Source organism: Pseudonocardia sp. (assembly GCF_025465255.1).
Classification (GTDB): Bacteria; Actinomycetota; Actinomycetes; order Mycobacteriales; family Pseudonocardiaceae; genus Pseudonocardia.
Map to the genome: position 1 here is coordinate 1 of NZ_JAODNI010000102.1, position 17,266 is coordinate 17,266.

General features: G+C 73.6%; 19 protein-coding genes and 1 pseudogene. 11 read left to right on the plus strand and 9 right to left on the minus strand.

The features are described from left to right. The 3 genes from JWP64_RS11205 to JWP64_RS11215 form a co-directional block, all read left to right on the plus strand. Positions 1-737 (plus strand): 4-hydroxyphenylacetate 3-hydroxylase C-terminal domain-containing protein (locus tag JWP64_RS11205; protein WP_297495595.1); only part of this gene is annotated, 737 nt, incomplete at its 5' end. Continuing rightward, positions 734-1,276, plus strand: a complete 543-nt coding sequence (locus JWP64_RS11210; protein ID WP_297495597.1) for a flavin reductase family protein — start codon at positions 734-736, stop codon at positions 1,274-1,276. The genes JWP64_RS11205 and JWP64_RS11210, both read left to right, overlap by 4 nt. A 40-nt stretch (positions 1,277-1,316) precedes the next feature. Continuing rightward, entirely contained in the window at positions 1,317-2,390 is a 1,074-nt protein-coding gene (locus tag JWP64_RS11215) for an LLM class flavin-dependent oxidoreductase (RefSeq protein ID WP_297495599.1), read from the plus strand. A 445-nt stretch (positions 2,391-2,835) separates the two neighbouring features. Here the strand turns inward: JWP64_RS11215 and JWP64_RS11220 are convergent, their stop codons facing one another. From JWP64_RS11220 to JWP64_RS11250, 7 genes and pseudogenes are all read right to left on the minus strand, one after another. Continuing rightward, on the minus strand, positions 2,836-4,221 hold the full coding sequence (locus tag JWP64_RS11220) for an FAD-binding oxidoreductase (protein ID WP_297495600.1): 1,386 nt from the start codon (positions 4,219-4,221) through the stop codon (positions 2,836-2,838). A 59-nt stretch (positions 4,222-4,280) separates the two neighbouring features. Beyond that, complete coding sequence (locus JWP64_RS11225) at positions 4,281-7,172, minus strand: BTAD domain-containing putative transcriptional regulator (RefSeq protein WP_297495602.1); 2,892 nt, start codon at positions 7,170-7,172, stop codon at positions 4,281-4,283. 130 nt (positions 7,173-7,302) lie between these two features. Beyond that, complete coding sequence (gene hflX / locus JWP64_RS11230) at positions 7,303-8,493, minus strand: GTPase HflX (RefSeq protein ID WP_297495604.1); 1,191 nt, start codon at positions 8,491-8,493, stop codon at positions 7,303-7,305. Positions 8,494-8,632: 139 nt separating this feature from the next. Next, on the minus strand, positions 8,633-9,196 hold the full coding sequence (locus tag JWP64_RS11235; RefSeq protein WP_297495605.1) for a hemerythrin domain-containing protein: 564 nt from the start codon (positions 9,194-9,196) through the stop codon (positions 8,633-8,635). Between the two features lie 131 nt (positions 9,197-9,327). Further along, entirely contained in the window at positions 9,328-9,849 is a 522-nt protein-coding gene (locus JWP64_RS11240; RefSeq protein ID WP_297495607.1) for a DUF1360 domain-containing protein, read from the minus strand. Between the two features lie 64 nt (positions 9,850-9,913). After that, positions 9,914-10,099, minus strand: coding sequence for a hypothetical protein (locus JWP64_RS11245; RefSeq protein ID WP_297495734.1), 186 nt, complete (start codon positions 10,097-10,099; stop codon positions 9,914-9,916). 103 nt (positions 10,100-10,202) lie between these two features. Next, positions 10,203-10,316 (minus strand): annotated as a pseudogene (locus JWP64_RS11250) (NAD(P)-binding domain-containing protein); the annotation flags it as partial. A 164-nt stretch (positions 10,317-10,480) separates the two neighbouring features. On the opposite strand from JWP64_RS11250, the gene JWP64_RS11255 reads away from it, so the two are divergent. Next, positions 10,481-10,849 carry a DUF3040 domain-containing protein gene (locus JWP64_RS11255; RefSeq protein WP_297495610.1) on the plus strand — a complete coding sequence of 123 codons (369 nt, stop codon included), beginning with the start codon at positions 10,481-10,483 and terminating at the stop codon, positions 10,847-10,849. Positions 10,850-10,889: 40 nt separating this feature from the next. Here JWP64_RS11255 and JWP64_RS11260 read toward each other — a convergent pair whose 3' ends face one another. Both JWP64_RS11260 and JWP64_RS11265 read right to left on the minus strand, forming a co-directional pair. Beyond that, a complete protein-coding gene (locus JWP64_RS11260; protein ID WP_297495612.1) occupies positions 10,890-11,828 on the minus strand; it encodes a nucleoside hydrolase in 939 nt (312 codons plus the stop codon). Positions 11,829-11,924: 96 nt separating this feature from the next. Beyond that, on the minus strand, positions 11,925-12,125 hold the full coding sequence (locus JWP64_RS11265; RefSeq protein ID WP_297495614.1) for a hypothetical protein: 201 nt from the start codon (positions 12,123-12,125) through the stop codon (positions 11,925-11,927). Positions 12,126-12,268: 143 nt separating this feature from the next. Between JWP64_RS11265 and JWP64_RS11270 the strand changes: the two genes are divergently transcribed. The 7 genes from JWP64_RS11270 (at position 12,269) to zwf (ending at position 17,131) form a co-directional block, all read left to right on the plus strand. After that, positions 12,269-12,664, plus strand: a complete 396-nt coding sequence (locus tag JWP64_RS11270) for a PRC-barrel domain containing protein (protein WP_297495616.1) — start codon at positions 12,269-12,271, stop codon at positions 12,662-12,664. Positions 12,665-12,679: 15 nt separating this feature from the next. Beyond that, positions 12,680-13,447, plus strand: a complete 768-nt coding sequence (locus JWP64_RS11275; protein ID WP_297495618.1) for a DUF2267 domain-containing protein — start codon at positions 12,680-12,682, stop codon at positions 13,445-13,447. Positions 13,448-13,459: 12 nt separating this feature from the next. Further along, positions 13,460-14,089, plus strand: a complete 630-nt coding sequence (locus tag JWP64_RS11280) for an MBL fold metallo-hydrolase (RefSeq protein ID WP_297495620.1) — start codon at positions 13,460-13,462, stop codon at positions 14,087-14,089. A gap of 90 nt (positions 14,090-14,179) precedes the next feature. After that, positions 14,180-14,755, plus strand: a complete 576-nt coding sequence (locus JWP64_RS11285; protein ID WP_297495622.1) for a thioredoxin domain-containing protein — start codon at positions 14,180-14,182, stop codon at positions 14,753-14,755. A 47-nt stretch (positions 14,756-14,802) separates the two neighbouring features. Further along, a complete protein-coding gene (locus tag JWP64_RS11290; protein ID WP_297495624.1) occupies positions 14,803-15,000 on the plus strand; it encodes a hypothetical protein in 198 nt (65 codons plus the stop codon). 115 nt (positions 15,001-15,115) lie between these two features. Next, positions 15,116-15,616 (plus strand): universal stress protein, encoded by a 501-nt coding sequence (locus tag JWP64_RS11295; protein WP_297495626.1) that lies wholly within the window; start codon positions 15,116-15,118, stop codon positions 15,614-15,616. Between the two features lie 66 nt (positions 15,617-15,682). After that, positions 15,683-17,131, plus strand: coding sequence for a glucose-6-phosphate dehydrogenase (gene zwf, locus JWP64_RS11300; RefSeq protein ID WP_297495628.1), 1,449 nt, complete (start codon positions 15,683-15,685; stop codon positions 17,129-17,131). Positions 17,132-17,266 lie beyond the last annotated feature (135 nt).

A 17,266-nucleotide genomic window follows, 5' to 3' on the forward strand; every position in this document is an offset into this window, starting at 1 on the left:
ACCACCCGCTGTCCTCGCACTTCGAGGAGGCGGACTGCCTCGTCGTGTTCGACGACGTGCTGGTGCCGTGGGACCGGGTGTTCCTGCACGGCGACGTGGAACTGGCCAACGCCCTCTACGCCGAGACCGACCTGCGCCAGCACACCGCGCACCAGACCGGCGTCCGCGGCCTGGTCAAGCTGCAGTTCGTCACCGGGCTGGCGATGAAGCTCAGCCAGTCGGTGAAGATCGACGGTTTCCTGCACGTGCAGCAGAAGCTCGGCGAGTGCATCGCCGCCGTCGAGCAGGCGCACGCGCTGCTCGTCGCGGCGGAGGCCGAGTACGAGACCACCGCGACCGGCACGGTCCGACCCCGGTTCAACGCGCTGCAGACGCTGCGGGTGGTGCTGGCCACGCAGTACCCCAAGCTGGTCGAGGTGCTGCAGACCCTCGGTGCGGGCGGCCTGCTGATGATGCCCTCGGCCGAGGACTTCGGCTCGCCGATCGCCGAGGACATCGCGCGCTACTACCGCGGCGCCGAGATGTCCGCGGTGGACCGGATCCGGCTCTACAAGCTGGCCTGGGACCTGTGCGGCGACGCGTTCGGGCAGCGCGCCGTGCAGTACGAGCGCTACTACGCCGGCGACCCGGTGCGCATCCTCGCCATGAACTACCTGGCCTACGACAAGTCCGAGTGCTTCCGTCTGGTCGACCGCGCGCTGGCACTCGCCGGCGATCCCGACACCCCGGCACCGTGACGGCGGCCCCGCGAGCGGTGGAGCCCGGACGCTTCCGCCACGCGCTCGGCCAGTTCGCCACCGGCGTCACCGTGATCACGACGACCACCGCCACGGGGCCGGTCGGCTGCACGGTGAGCGCGTTCTGCTCGCTCTCGCTCGACCCGCCGCTGGTGCTCGCCTGCCTCGGCCGGGACCGGTCGATGCACCGCGCGCTCATGTCGGCGCCGGGGTTCGGGGTCAGCATCCTCGCCTCCGACCAGGGGCCGCTCGCCCGCGACTTCGCCCGACCGGCGGACCGGTTCGCCGGCGTCGCCCACTCCCCCGGCCGCTACGGCCCGCACCTCGACGGCGCCCTCGCCCACCTCGACTGCGCGGTGCACGAGATCCGCGAAGGCGGCGACCACGTGATCGTCCTCGGGCTCCTCGACGCGGTGGCGGTGCACGTGGGCGAACCACTGCTCTACGCCCAGGGCGCGTTCCTGGACCTTCCCGGCCCCGACTGGGAGCGCGCCGCCGCGTCCGCCCCACAGGAATGGTTGCTCTCCGCCCCCTGGTGAGCCGCTCGCACGCCCCTCTCTACCTGCAAAGGAGCAGTTGATGGAGTTCTTCATCGGCACATGCGCCAAGATCGACCAGGTCGGCATCGTCAAACAGGCCGAGGACGTCGGGGTCACGCACTTCGGCGCCGGCGAGGGGCCGCTGCTGTTCAGCGACCCCTACCAGTACCTCGCGCTCGCCGCCCGCGAGACCTCCACGATCAACCTCGGCACCTGGGTCACCAACCCGCTGACCCGCATCCCCGCCGTGACGGCCAACTCGCACGCCACGCTCAACGCCCTCGCCCCCGGCCGCACCTTCCTCGGCATCGGCACGGCGAACAACGCGCTGCGCTCGATGGGCCACAGCCCGGCGAGCATCGCCCAGCTCGACGACGCGCTCCGGGTCACCACCGGCCTGCTCGCCGGCGAGCGGGTCACCGAGAAGTGGCGGGGCAAGGAGCGCGAGCTGGAGTTCCTCGACAAGGACGGCAGCTGGTACAACCTCGACGACCCGATCCCGGTATGGATGGCCGCCGGTGGCCCGCGCGGCATCCAGGTCGCCGCCCGCTACGCCGACTACGTGGCCTACTGCCTCGGCCCGGACCCCGAGATGATCAAACTGGTGCGCCGGGAGCTGGACAAGGCGGTCGCCGACGCCGGCCGCCCGCCCGGCTCGGTCAAGCTCGTCGCGGTCAGCTGGTTCTACCAGCTGCGCAACGGCGAGACCTGGGAGGACGGCGTCGACCACGGCTTCGCCTCCGGCCCGATCAGCTCGTGCCTGACCAACATCGGGTTCATGCGCCAGCACGCCGCCGAGCTCGACCCCTCGATCGTCGAGGCCAGCGCGGCCGCGGCCACCGCCTACCTCGGCGACCCGAACACCACCGAGCAACCGCACTACCTCGACACCTGGTCGAAGTACCAGAAGGGGCTCGACGACTCGCACCGGCCGCTGATCACCAAGCAGCTGTGCGACTACTGGTGCCTCTACGGCTCCCCCGACGAGATCTGGGAGAAGGCCCAGGGCATGGTCGAGGCGGGCGTGGACATGCTCAGCGTGTTCCTGTCCAACCCGTTCACCGCGGAGCGGGACATCGCCGACATCGGAACCTCGATCCTCGCCCGCGCATAGCTCCTCCCGGCGATCGGCCGGGGCTCCGGAAACTCGGCCGCCGGCTCAGCCGGGGACCAGCCCGAGCCGGCCACCATCCCGGCAAGATGGGGTTTTCTCGCCGGAGGGTCGCGAGGACATTCGGGCGGCGTGGCCTGGAGAGCGGGCGGCGCGCGGGCCGAGCGCGATGTCGTGCGCCTGTGCCATCGCGGCCTCGACATCGACCGGTTGCCGCAGCAGCTGCTGCAGTCGCTGCGCCGGGCGGTGTCGATCGACGCGGCGTTCTTCACCACGGCCGACCCCGGGACGCTGCTGTTCACCGGCGCGTACCAGGAGGAGCCGCTCCCGTCCGCGGGGCTGCTGCTCCTGGACAACGAGTTGGCCGGGGAGGACGTCAACACCTTCACCTCGCTGGCCGGTTCGGCACCGCACGTGGCATCCCCGGACAGGGCTGCACCCCGCCGAATCAGCGAACTCCCGAGGGCGTTTCCGCGCTGCGGCCGGCTCGAGGCCGACTCGGGGCAGGCGCGATGTTCTGGTTCAACCGGAAGACGTTCGCGGGATCGTAGACCTGTTTGAGTTCCGCCAACCGCCCGCGATTGGGGCCGTAGGCGGACCGAACGCGGTCGGGGCCCTCGACACCGAGATTGTTGACGTACACGGCGTCCTCGAGGTGCGGAGCCATTGCGGCGAACGATTCCCGGGCCCAGGCGATGGTCCGCGCAGATTCCTCCGGATCCGCCCATTGGGCGAGGATCAGGAAGTCGTACTGGTCGGCACGATGCGGGAACGCGGTCGCGGCGACGGGGACCCGGGCGGCCGCTCCGCGCAGGGCCTGCAGCCCGATCCCGCTCACGCCCGGCGGCATCCCCCGAACGATCTCGAGCAGTGTGCCGATCGCCTCGTCGGTGAGGTGGCGCAGGTAACCGGACTTCCAGTAGTGCTGCATGCCGAGCGGGAAGCCCGCATCCGGCGCGCTCTGCAGCGCGACGTACGGCATCACGGTGATCGCATCCAGCGCGGGCCGCCCGAAGGCGCGCAACGGGCGCAGTACCCGTTCTCCCTCGTCCGGCGATCCGCACCAGCAGACACCGAGGGACAGCATCGGGGCGCCGGAGGGGCCGAGCGCGAGCGAGACCGCCGTCGTCAGCTCGTCGGGGGCCGCCGCCATGAACTCGTCGTGGAAGCGCAGGACGTCCCCCGCCACGTCCCAGGGAAAGGACAGCCCGCCCGCGAGCACGGGCCCGACCGGATGCAGGCGATAGCCGAACGAGGTGACGACACCGAAGTTGCCGCCACCACCGCGCAGCCCCCACAGCAGGTCGGTGTGCTCCTCCGGGCCGACCCGCAGCACCTCTCCGTCGGCGGTCACCACCTCGGCGGCGACGAGGTTGTCGCACGCCAGGCCGTACCGGCCGTTGAGCCACCCGAGGCCGCCGCCGAGGGTGAGGCCGGCGATGCCGGTCCTGGACATCACCCCGAGCGGGGTGGCCAGGCCGTGGCGTTGGGTCGCGCGGTCGAGGTCACCCAGCAGCAGCCCGGCTCCGGCCTGTGCGAGACGGCGCTCCGGGTCGACGCGCACCCCCGTCATCGGTGACAGGTCCAGCATGATCCCGCCGTCGCAGACGGCGCTGCCCGCGACGTTGTGCCCGCCGCCGCGGACGGAGAGCACGAGGTCGTGATCGCGCGCGAACGCGATGCCGCGTACGACGTCCGCGGCGTCGTGGCACCGGACGACGGCCAGCGGCCTCCGGTCGATCATCGCGTTGAACACGGCACGGGCGGAGTCGTACCCGGCGTCGCCGGGCCTGAGCACATCGCCCGGGACGTCGAGGGTCGGTTGCGTGGTCACGGCATGCTCCCGGTTGTCGGAGTGGGCCGCCGAGTGTCGGCGGCCCGGCTAACCGGCGGCTAACCGTGCGGGGCGTGGAGCGGCCGGGTGGGAAGGGGGACGCCGATCTCGGCCCGCAGCGCCGCGGCGTCGGCGAGCAGGCCGGCCGCCGTCCGGTCGTCGCCCCCGGCGGTCGCGACGCCGGCGAGGCCCTCGAGCGCCGCCGCCGTCCCGGCACGGTGACCGATCCGCCGGCACAGCTCCAACGAGCGCCCGAAGGCCGCACGGGCGGGCGCGCGCTCGCGCGCGGCCAGCGCGATCCGCCCGGCCAGGTGCAGCGCGGAGGCCTCGCCCTCCCGGTAGCCCACGAGCCGGTAGTGGCCGAGGGCCTCCTCCACCAGCCGCCGGGCCTCGGACACGTCGCCCCAGCGGTGCTCCAGCGAGGCGAGGACGTCGACGGCCAGTCCGCGCGCCAGCTCCTCCCCCACCTCGTCGGCGTGGGCCAGAGATCGGACCGCCACCGCCCTGGCCGCGTCCGGCTCGTTCCGGTCGCGGTGCAGCCGGGCCAGCTGTGCCTCCGCCATCGCTGCCCGCCACAGGTCGCCACCGGCGATCGAGGCTTCCACGGCGTCCTCGTAGAGCTGCCGAGCCCGGTCGAACCGGGCACGCGCCCACTCCACCGTGGCCTCCATCGCGAGCGCGTCCCCCTCCCACGCACGCTCCCCGGTGGTGCGCGCCAGCCGGAGCTGCTCGCCGGCCAGTACCGCGCTGGCCTCGAACTCGGCCCGGCCGAGATGCATCAGGGCTCCGGCCGAGAGCAGGGGCAGGCGGTCCGACGGCCGGTCGGCGCCGACCGCATCGAGACCGGCGTGCACCCAGTGCAGTCCCTCGTCGCGTGCCCCCCGCAGATCCCAGTAGTGCCACAGGCATCCGACGAGCTGCGCCCCGGACTCGGGGTCGCCGCCCCGCCCGAACGACCATTCCAGCGCGGACCGGAAGTTGTCGCTCTCGCGGTGCAGCCGGGCCAGCCAGGGGGCGGAGTCCGCTCCGAACAGGTGCGCCCCGGATTCGGTCGCCCACACGAGGTAGTGGCGGGCGTGCCGCTCCCGCAGCAGGGGGAGTTCGCCGTCGGCGAGCCGCTCGCGGGCGAACCGGCGGGTGGTCTCCAGCAGGTGGTAGCGCATCTCGCCACCCACTCCTTCGTCGAGCTGGACCGTGCTGCATGCCACCAGCCGGGAGAGGAGCCGGGCGACATCGGCGCCGACGAGCTCGCCGCCTCCGGCCACCGCCTCCGCGGCGTCGAGCCCGAAGGCCGCAGGAAACACCGCGACCCGGGTCAGGAGCACCCGCTCGGCCGTCGCCAGCAGGTCATGGCTCCAGGCCACGGTCGCGGCCAGGCTGCGGTGCCGCGGGTCCGCGGTCCGGGTGGCGGAGTCGAGCAGCCGGAAACGGTTGTCGAGCCGGTCGGCGAGGTCCCGCAGCGGCATCGACGCCGCGCGGGCGGCCGCGAGCTCGAGAGCGAGCGGCAGCCCGTCGAGGCGACGGCACACGTCCAGCACGAGACGTGCGTTGTCCGCCGTGACGGCGAACCCGGGACGGGCCGCCGCCGCGCGCTCGGCGAACAGACGCACCGCCTCACACGACGCGATACGGCGCCAGTCGTCGTGCTCCGCGGCCAGCCCCAGCGGCCGCACCGGGTGGACCTGCTCCCCCGGCACGCCCAGTCGCTCGCGGCTGGTCGCGAGCAGTCGCATCCGCCCGACGCGGGCGAGCACGGCCTGGACGAAGGCCGCACAGTCCTCCACGAGGTGCTCACAGTTGTCGAGGACGATCAGGGTGTCGCGTCCGGACAGGGCCGCCGCGATCGTCGCGGTGAGGGCCTGGCCGGGCTCGGCGTGGACGCCCAGCGCGGCGGCGAGGGTCTCGTCGAACAGCGCCGACGCCGTCAGCGGTGTCAGGTCGACGAGGAACGCCTCGGCCGCACCACCGTCGGCGAGCCGGCCGGCCACCTCCAGGGCGAGCCTGGTCTTGCCGGAACCACCGGGCCCGGTGAGGGTGACGAGACGATGCGTCCCGAGCAGCGCCGCCACCTCGTCCCGCTCGCGTGCCCGCCCGATGAAAGTGCTGACGGGCGCGGGAAGCCCGCTGCCGGGACGCCGGCCCTCCACCCGGGCCCGCAGCTCCAGGTCCCCGCTCTGCCGCAGGATCTCCCGCTCGAGACGTCGCAGATGCGGGCCGGGCTCCAGGCCGAGGTCGGCGGCCAGCCTCCGCCGCACCGCCCGGTACGTCTCCAGTGCCTCGGACTGCCGGCCGCAGCGGTACAGGGCGACCATGAGCCGGCCCCGCAGCCCCTCCCGCAACGGATGCGCCGCCACCAGAGCCTCCAGGTCCGCGACCACCTCGTGGTGGCGGCCCAGCCCCAGCTCGGCGTCCACCCGGAGCTCGGCGCACTGCACGCGGAGCTCGTCGAGGCGTACGGCCGCGTCCCGGGCGAATCCCTCCTCGAGACCGTCCAGCGCGGGCCCACGCCACAGGCCGAGTGCCTCGGCAAGTACCGGCGCCGCCCGCGCCGGGGCCCCTTCGACCAGCCGTCGCCCCTCCGCGAGAAGCGTCTCGAATCGGGAAGCGTCCAGCTGCTCCGGACGCACCTGCAGGGCGTACCCGCCGCCACGGGTGAGGAGCAGCGGCGGCTCCCCGCTCCCGCGAGGTCCCGCGACGGCCCTGCGGAGCCCGGCGATCGCGCCGTGCACCATCGTCGACGCGGTCGGCGGGGCGACACCGGGCCAGAGCATGTCGACCAGCTGATCGACCGGGACCGTGCGGCCGGCCTGGACCAGGAGCGCGGCGAGCACCGCACGCCGGCGCGTCGACCCCAACGCCAGCGACGTCCCGGTGGCGTCGTACGCGGTGACGGCGCCGAGGAGACCGAACGTCACCCTGCCCGGCCCGGCGTCCCCCGCTGCCCCGCCCATGAGCGCTCCACCCTCGACCGCCCCGACCCCGGCGGCCGCCCGGTGGAGAATCCCGCGACTCACCCGGCCTGACAAGACGCCCATGCCCCCGGCCGCCTCGGTGGCGGACCCGGAGCGATCGGGGCTCCCGTCACCCCTGGAGGTCGCGGAGCCGCTTCTCGATCTCCTCGCGGAGCCGGTCGAGGCCTTCGCCGGTCGCCGCGGAGACGGGGACCGACCCCGGGTAGGCGTGCTCCAGGGCGGCGACCCGGTCGGGTTCGGCGACGTCGATCTTGTTGAGGGCGAGCAGCTCTGGCCGGTGTGCGGCCTCGATGTCGTGCAGGACGCCCCGGACCGTCGTGATCTGGTCGATCGCGTCGGGAGCCGAGGCGTCGACGACGTGCAGGACGAGGTCGGCGGCGGCGATCTCGTCGAGGGTGGACCGGAACGCGTCGATGAGCTGGTGGGGCAGATGCCGGACGAAGCCGACGGTGTCGATGAGGGTGGCGGTGGTGCCGTCCGGGAGGCGGGTGCGGCGCACCAGCGGGTCGAGGGTCGCGAACAGGGCGTCCTCGACCAGCGCGTCCGCCGTGGCGAGCCGGTTGAGCAGTGAGGACTTGCCCGCGTTGGTGTAGCCGCTGATGGCCACCGACGGGACGCGGTTGCGGGAGCGGCGGGCGCGGGTGGTCTCCCGGCGACGCGCGAGCCTGCCGATCTGGTCGCGCAGCACGGACATCCGCTGCCGCAACCGCCGGCGCTGCGTCTCCAGGCGCTGTTCGCCCGGGCCGCGGACGCCGATGCCGGCGCCGCCCGCCACCCGGCCGCCGCCGACCCGGGACAGGCCCTGTCCGCTGCCGCGCAACCTGGGCAGCTGGTAGGCCAGCTGGGCGAGCTCGACCTGGGCCTTGCCCTCGCGGGAGTGCGCGTGCTCGGCGAAGATGTCCAGGATCAGGGCGGTCCGGTCGGCGACCCGCACCCCCGTGCGGTCCTCGAGTCCGCGGACCTGGGCCGGGGTCGGCTCGCCGTCGACGATCACCAGGTCCGCCGCCTCCTGCTCCACCAGCCGGGCGAGCTCCTCGACCTTCCCGGACCCCAGGTAGGTCGCGGGATCGGGAGACCGGCGGTTCTGGGTGAGCTCGCCGACGACCGCCAGCCCGTCGGTCTCGGCGAGCCGGGCCAGCTCGGCGAGGGAGGGGTCGCCGTCGTCGTCGCCGTCGGTACCCGGACGGGGCCCGGCCGGGCGGAGCGCCAGCAGGACCGCGCGAGGGGGCTCGGTCCGGATCTCGCCGGCCTCCCCGCCGTCGGACCCGGTCCGCTGTCCCAGGAGCCAGGTTCCGGGCATCAGCGTCTCCTCCTCCTGGTGTGGACTCCTCAGACCGGGCGGCTACCCCGTCGCGCGACCGTGATGCGCCGACGCGGCGACTTTGCGCCCAGCGCCGCCCGCCCGGGTCGACGGGCCCGGGCGGGCTGCGCGGTGGACGTCAGCCCGTGTCGCGGCCGGTGAGCTTGTCCCGCAGCCGATCCACCAGTCCGACGCCGGGCCCGGCGACCTTGTGGAAGAGCTCGTTGTTCGGTGCATTGGGGTGCGGCCGGGTCGGCGCGATCTTCTTCGCCGTGTCCACCTTCTCCCGGAGCTCGACGAGCTTGTCGCGCGGAACCGACTCGCGCAACCGCGGGAACTGCTCCGTCTCCTCGGCGTTCGCGTGGTGCCGGAGCGTCTCGGTCATGTCCCGGACCAGGGTCTCGAACCGGGCGTCGGCCGGGTCGGCCCCCTCGAGCTGCTTCATGATCTTCTCGAGCTGCTTGTGCTCCTCGGCGTCGTGCTCCACGGTCCGCTCGCCGTCGGGCAGGTGTTCCTTCATCACCGGGTAGACGTACATCTCCTCCGCGACCGAGTGCCGGACCACCTCGGCGATCACGGTGTCCGCGAGGTCCCGCTTCTCGGCGGGATCGGTGCTGTTCGTGATCCGCTCGAGCAGCTCGAGCGCCTCGCGGTGGTCCGTAGTCAGCTCGTCGATGACGTCGATCTGGGTGGGCTGGGCCACGATGGCCTCCTCGAAGACGGGTCCGCCCCGGCCGTTCCGGGGCGTCGCCGTGGTACCCGCGCGGCGACGGCCCAACCACCACCGGGCGTCCGCGCGAAGTGGGCCGGCCCGTGGCGCGGGGGCCGTCCGTGTCACGCCGACTGCTGGGCCCGGGCGTACGCCAGGTGCAGGAAGTCCGCTCCGGTCAGCGCGGTGAACGCGCCCATCACGAAGCGGGTGTGCCGCGGGGCGAAGACGAGCCCCACGGCGAACCCGGTGGCGATCCACAGGTCCAGGCAGAACGGGCACGTGATCAGCTCGCCGATGCTGTGCCGCAACCCGTTCGCGGTGCGCACCTCCTCCGTCACCTCCGCGGGCCCGCCCGTCCCCGAGTACTCGGTGAACGGGGCGCGGAGGGGGCTGGTCACGGCGTCCTTGGTGAGGGTGCGCGACAGCTTGTGGGTGCCGGCGGCCATCAGCAGCAGGTCGCGGCCGTCGAGGCCGGACGGCAGGCGGCGTCCCGTCGCCGCGGCCAGCCCGGCAGCGCCGGCGACGAGGGCGGCGAACACCGCCATCACCAGGACGTACCCGGTCAACGGGCGGTCCTCGCCCTGACGATAGACGTCCGCCTCGGCCCGCGCGTCCGCGGTGAGTTCGTGCACGGTCTCGGACATTCGGATTCCTTTCGTCGGGCCCGCATACCCGTTCCGCACCCCTTGACCCGCCGACCGCGCGACCTCAGGAGGCGACCCGGAACGCGTGCCACACCGCCGCCATGTCCTCGGCGTCGTGGCCGGCGCCCGCCGCCGCGGCGAACTGCGCGTACAGGGCCTCCATCGGGGTGTCGTCGGTGCCCGCGGCGCGCATCGCGTCGGCGACGAGCGACGAGTCCTTCATCGCGCCGCCCAGGATGAACGCGGGCACGAACTTCCGCGATCATCGCCTTCGCCTTGAGCCGCGTGTAGTCGCAGTCCAGCGGCCCGCCGGCGATCGAGTCGAGGAAGAGCGACGGGCCGGAGAGCGCTCGGGCCTTCTCCGGGCTGCGGTTCCACACGGTCACGTCCGGCCCGGCGGAAGCGAGGTCGCGCGCCATCCCGGCGCCCATGGTCCCCGTCCCCAGCACGGTCACGGTCTTGATCACGTCGTCTCCCGCCGCCGTCCCGCCGGCGGACGGTGCGCCGCCAACCGGCGGCTACCCGTCCCGGGCCGTCCCACTCCTGCCGCCGGGACGGGCAATCCCCCGCACGAGGGGATGGCCGCCGTCTCGTGGGGTAGCTCAAGCGCTATCAGGAGAGGGGAAGCAGTGTGCTCAGCGGTGACGAGAAGCGCGCGCTCAGAGACATCGAGCAACGCATGGAACGTGACGACCCGGGCCTGGCCCGCCAACTGGCGCGCCTCGCTCCGGAGAAGCCGCCGGGCGAGCCCGTCCGCGCGGCCGGTGCCCCGCCGTACGGGCGGTCGCGCGGTGGCGACGGTGGCTCGGACCGGTACGCGGAGCTGCTGGGTGCCGGGGTGCTCATCCTGGTCGGCACCGTCGGCATCCTCGCCGGCGTGACGACGATGACGCTCAGCACCTTCCTGTGGGGTGCCGCCGCCGGAACGCTCGGCAGTCTGTGGTGGGCGTCGGCCCGTCGATCACGACGCTCGGACCGGACAGACGGCGACCCCCCGTGACGGCGGGAGCGTGCCGCTCGTCCTCACCTGGCGCGAGGCCTCAGCCGAGGCGGCGGACCCGGTCGAGGATCTCGGTGAGCACCGCGTCGGTGTCGGCGTCCAGCGCCACGTGCACGGCCGGGCCCACCGCATCCGGACGGCCGTCCGGGATCGTCGCCCCGCGGGCCGGCCCGAGGTCGCAGGCGACCCTGATCGGCATCGACGTCGTCCGCAACGTCCCGGGGAGGATCGCCTCCAGGACCGCCAGCGCGTCGTGCAACGCCACCGCGTCGACGCCGTAGCGCTCCCGGAACGCCGCGCGGTAGAGCTCCAGGACTCCTGCCAGCGTCGCGCACCGCGGTCCGCTCGCGGCCAGCGCGTCGAGCCACGTCGCGCCGGCGAGGCAGCGCATCGTGAGGTCCAGCGGCACCAGCGTCACCGGGACGTCCGGCTGGGTGAGCACCCGGTGCGCAGCCTCGGGGTCCGCCGAGACGTTGAACTCGGCGCGGCCGCGGGTGTTGCCCGCCCCGAGCGAGCCCGCCATCGCCACGATGCGGCTGATCCGGGGCGCCAGCTCGGGGTGCACCGCCAGCAGCAGCGCCACGTTGGTCAGGGGCCCGATCGTCGCGATCGTGACCGGTTCGGTGGCCTCCGCCAGCACGTCGGCCATCAGCGCGACCGCGCTCCGCGGGTCTGCGGCGACGGGGGCCGGGAAGTCCGCGGACCGCATGCCCAGACCGTCGGCGCCGTGCCACTCCGGCGCCCACTCGTCCTGCAGGTGGACGAGCGACCTCGCCGCCCCCGCCGCGACGGGCACGTCGGTGCGGCCGGCGAGCGCGAGCACGCGTCGGGCGTTGAGGAACGTCTTCTCGATCTCGACGTTGCCGAACGGGACCGTCACCGCCCGGACGTCCGCCTCGGGACTCTGCATCGCGAGGACCAGCGCCACCGCATCGTCCACGCCCGGGTCGGTGTCGATGATCAGCGGGATGCGCGGCATCGGGTCGTGCTCTCCTTCGTCCGGTTCGTACTCCCCGGGGACTTTATGGCAGCACGGGTGACGGCCGCGGAGCGGTCGGCGAAGAGGCCGGGCGGATCAGGTCGGCAGGTCGGGCCCGGCGTCACCCCGCCATTCGCCGCTCACGCCGGAGTCGGGCCCGCCCTCCTTGGGCCGCCGCTCCTGCTCGGACTCCTCGGTCTCGCCACCGTCCCCCTCGTCGTCGGCGACGGCGAGGTCGTCGACGTGGTCCTCGTGCAGCGGGGACGCCGGTTCCGGCTCGGTCGGGTCATCAGCCATGGCCGGGGATTCTGCCCGCCCGGGGCGCGCCGGCCAACCGGCCGCCTCCGGGTGCGACCCGGCCTGGCGGACCGAGCGAACCGGCCGCGGTTGGCCGTCCCATGACGGTGCGCACGCGGGCCGGCGTTCCCAGGATGTCGGGCGTGGAGCGCGAGGACGTGGGGCCGGGTGTGCACGAGGAGGTGGCGGACCTCGGACGTCCGATCGCCTACCTCGCGCTCGCCGAGGGCACTCCCGTCCTCGACCCGGACCGTCGCCGGGTCGGGGTGGTCGACCACGTGGTCGCCGACGTCGACCTCGACCTCTTCCACGGCGTCGTCGTGCACACGCACCCGCTGCCCGGAGCGCACCGCTACGCCGATCGCGACCAGATCGCCGGGCTCCACGAGCGCGCGGTGCTGCTGGCGGTCGGGGTCGATGACCTGCACGAGCCCACCGAGCCCGGTCCTCCGCGCCGGGACGACCATCCCCGCGGGCCCGAGACCCCGCTCGAGGCCGGGCTGCGCCGGGCCTGGGACTGGATCACCGGCCGACGCTGACGCAGGAGGAGCGCGATGGACCACCAGCAGTTCCTGACCATGGTCGCCCAGATCGCCGAGGCCGACCCGGACACCGCCGAGCGCGCGTCCGAGGCCGTCCTCACGGTGCTGGGACGGCACGTGACCCGCGGCGAGGCCGCCGACGTGCTGCGGCGCCTCCCCCCGGAGCTGCAGCCGTTCGCCTGGTCGCCCGGCAGCCCCGAGTCCTTCCCGCCGGAGGAGTTCCTGCGCCGCGTCGGCGAGCAGGAGGGTACCGATCCGGTCACCGCCGAGCGGCACACCCGGGCCGTGTTCATCGCGTTGCGGCAGACCATCGGCGACGACGAGTACGCCGACGTCCGGGCCCAGCTCGGGAGGCACTACGACGCCCTGCTGGACGCGGAGACGTTCGTGCCGTCCGTCGAGGCCGTCGTCGGCGCGGTCGCCGCGAAGAGCGGGCTCGACCAGGACGCCGCGCGGAGGCTGACCGAGGCGGTGCTCGAGACCCTTGCCGAACGTATCGCCCCCGGCGACTCCGACGACCTCGCGACCCGGCTGCCGGTGGCCCTGCACCCCCCGCTGCACCGCGGCCGCGACGCCGACGACCTGTCCCGCCGGATGGAACTCGAAGAGTTCGTCCAGCGCGTCGCCCGGCGGGCCGACCTGCCGCTGGGCGACGCGGTACGCCGCACCCCTGCGGTGTTCGCCGTGCTGCGCACCATCGTCGGTGACGAGTTCTTCGACATCACCGTGCAGCTGCCGGACGACTACCGCCCGCTGCTCGGCGCCGCCCGGACCGGCTGAGGAGGAGGGGCCGTGCTCCCACGTATCGATCGGGTGGTCACCGCCGCGACGATCGCGACCGACGACGGGCAGCGGACCGTGGAGACCACCACGTGGCTGCTCGGCGACGAGGAGCAGGTCCTCGTGGTCGACGCCGCGCACGACGCCGCGCCGATCCGCGCCGCGGTCGGCGACCGGCGCGTGGTCGGGGTCGCGTGCACGCACGGCCACCGTAACCATGCAGACCAGGCCGTGGCGCTGGCCGATGCGGTCGGGGCGCCGACGATGGTGAACGAGGAGGACCGGCCCCTGTGGGACGAGGTCCACCCCGACCACGGACCCGACGAGGACCTCGCGCACGAGGAGGAGATCGCCGTCGCGCACGTCCAGGTCCGGGTGCTGCACACCCCGGGCCACACGCCCGGCTCGGTGTGCCTGTACGTGCCGGCCCTCGACGTCGTGTTCACCGGCGACATGCTGCTCAAGGGCGGCCCGCTGCGCGTGGACCGGACGCTGAGCCGCTACCCGCCGATCACCCGGTCGCTGCGCGAACGGGTGCTGGGGCTCCCGCCGCAGACGCGCGTCCTGCCCGGGCACGGGGACGAGACGACGATCGGCGACGAGCGCGACCTCCCGGAACTCGTGCCGCCGCTGGAACCCTGACGGGACCGACCTCCGAGGGCCAACGGCGGCGCGGCACCTGGGCTCGCCGGACCGGTGACCGGTTGGGCCGCCGCGAGCAGCATCGTCGGCATGTCTGCGAGCCGAGCCGCCGCCCCACCGGTCCGTGTCCCGCGCGGCGCCACCCCCGAGGGGGACGGCATCGTCGTCGGTGCCGGGCCGGTGGACGTCGAGGCCTACATCGACTTCGGTTGTCCCTTCTGCAAGCAGTTCGAGCTGATGGCGGGGCCGACCCTGGACCGGCTGCTCGAGGACCGGATCATCAGCTTCGTCCGCCACCCGATGGACTTCCTCGACGCGGTCTCCACCACCGAGTACTCGACGCGCGCCGCCGCGGCCTCGGGGGCGGCCTCGGACGCGGGCAGGTTCCACCAGTACGCCCAGACCCTGTTCGAGTACCAGCCGCCCGAGGGCGGGCCCGGCCTCACGGACGGGCAGCTCGTCGAACTCGGCCAGACGATCGGGATCACGGACCCCCAGTTCCCCGAGACGATCCGGCAGGGCACCTACCTGCCCTGGCCGCCGTTCGTCACCCAGCGCGCCACCGAGCGGGGCGTGGCGGGGACGCCGAGCGTCTTCGTGCGCGGCGTCGCGGTGCCGGCCCGGCCGGGTCCGATCCTGGCCGCGGTCGAGTCCGCGCTCGCCTGAGCGGCACCGAGAAGGTTCCGTCGTCGATCCGCCCTCGGGAGGTCCCCGTGCGACCGCACGACATGCAGGCCTTCGAGGAGGCCCGCAGCGAGGCCTACCGGCTGCTCGGCGATGTCCAGGACCTGCTCGACACCGACTTCTCGCCGGGAACGGCGCCGACCGGGCTGGCCGCCGCCGCGCTCGCGGAGGCGCTGCGGCACATCGACGCCGCCGAGGACGCGCTGGACCGGGCAGGGCTCGGGTGAGCCTGCGACCGTCCTGCCGGGCCGAGCCGCCGACGCCGGGTTCGCCCGTACAGGTCGACGCACCGCCGGGCCGTGGACGCCACCGTTGCCCGGGAACCGGCGGAAGGAGCTCGCGATGGCATCGGGACCGGCAGTGATCGGGTTCGACGGGACCGCGGCGGCGGAGCGGGCGGTGCGCGAGGCGGGAGAGCTGCTCGCCCCGCGCCAGGTGCTCGTGGTGGTCGTCGTCGAGGAGGGGGAGACGTTCGGGTCGGCGGTGGCTCCGATGTTCGCCGCCGGGCTGCCGGTCACCGAGGTGGAGATCCGCAACGCGCTGCTGGCCGAGGAGGAGGTGGTGCAGCAGGCGAAGCGACTGACGCAGAGGGGCGTCGTCCTCGCCCTGGAGGCGGGGCTCAAGGCCGTCGGCCTCACCGTCGCCGACGACGTCCCGATCGCGACGACCCTGCTCCGGGTGGCCGAGGAGCAGGACGCGCCGGTGGTCGTGGTCGGTGCGCACCGGCGCGGGGCCCTCAGCGAGCTGCTCGTCGGCAGCACGACGAAGGACCTGCTCAAAAGGGCCACGATCCCCGTGCTGGTGGTGCGCGAACCGGACGACGACGAGCGCGCGGACGGCTGAGGCCCGCGTCCCCTGCGCGGCACGTGTCGATCACCGAGGAAGGGTCGTGCATTGCAGACCGAGACGATGTCGCGCGGTCCCTCGCCCACCCGGGCCGCCGACGACCTTGACCGGCCGGCCCCGCACGTTCTCGTCGTGCTGGGCGCGACCGGCGACCTGGCGCGACGGAAGTTGTTCCCGGCGTTGTTCCGGCTGTGGCAGCTCGACCTGTTGCCCCACGAGTTCCGCATCGTCTGTTCCGGTCGAGAGGCTCCCGACACCGCGGACACGTTCGTGGCGACGATCCGGGCGGCCATGGAGCTCCACCGCGGCGCGCTGATCGATCCCGACGCGTGGCAGGCGTTCGCCGAGCGGATCAGCTTCGTGGCCACGTCGGAGGACGGCGGCGCCGAGCTGGGCCGGGCGGTGTCGGCCGCGGTCGAGGAGCTGCCCCGTGATGTGGAGTGCCTGTACTACCTGGCGGTTCCCCCGTCGGCGACCGAGTCCGTCGTGCGCATGATCGGCACATTCGAGGTGACCTCGCCGACGAAGGTGGTGCTCGAGAAGCCGTTCGGCACGGACCTGGAGTCGGCCAAGAGGCTCAACGCCACGCTGCACGAGGTCTTCGACGAGCGGCAGATCTACCGGATCGACCACTTCCTCGGGAAGGAAGCCGTGCAGAACATCCTGGCGCTGCGCTTCGCCAACGGGCTGTTCGCCTCGGTGTGGAACCACCAGCACGTCTGCTACGTACAGATCGACGTGCCGGAGGAGCTCGACATCCAGGGCCGGGCCGCCTTCATGGAGTCCACCGGGACGTTCCGGGACATGATCTCGACGCACCTGTTCCAGCTGCTCGGCTTCGTGGCGCTGGACCCGCCGTCGCGGCTGGAGGCCGACTTCCTGAACCAGGAGACCACCAAGGTCTTCCGCTCGCTGCGCCCGCTCGATCCCGACCGGGTCGTCTTCGGCCAGTACGAGGGGTACCGCGACGAGGCCGGGGTGGACCGGTCCTCGACGGTCGAGACATTTGTCGCCATGGAGGTCTACGTCGACGACTGGCGCTGGATCGGCGTCCCCTTCTACCTGCGGACGGGCAAGGCGCTCGCCGAGGGCCGGCGCACGATCACGATCGGCTTCAAGCAGCCCCCGCTCAAGGTGTTCCCCGGAGACGTCGACGACTCCTGCAACGAGCTGGTCCTCGAGCTCACGGACGACCCGAGGATCTTCGCCGACGTGCGGTCCAAGGTGCCCGGCCCCAGGCTCACGGTCGGCCGCGGCCGGATGCGGCTCGACCTGCTGGAGGCCTTCCCCGGCGCCGAACCGCTCGAGGCCTACGAACGCCTGCTGCTCGACGTGATGCGCGGGGACCCGACGTTGTTCATCAGCACCGAGCAGGTCGAGCTGCTGTGGCAGCTGTGCGACCCGCTGCTGCGGAACCCGCCCAAGCCGAGGACCTACCCCCGCGGGTCGTGGGGCCCGAGCGAGGCCCTGCGCATTCCGGGCTGGAACGGCTGGCGGTTGCCGGACTCGTAGGGAGCCGGTGCCGCCCGTCCTGGACCTGCCGGGGCGACCGGGAGCCGGCAGTTCGGCCATGCCGGGCCGATCAGCGCGCCCCGCCGCGCTGGCACCGTAGGCGCCGCCGGCAGGGAGCCGGCCGCCGAGCCGCAC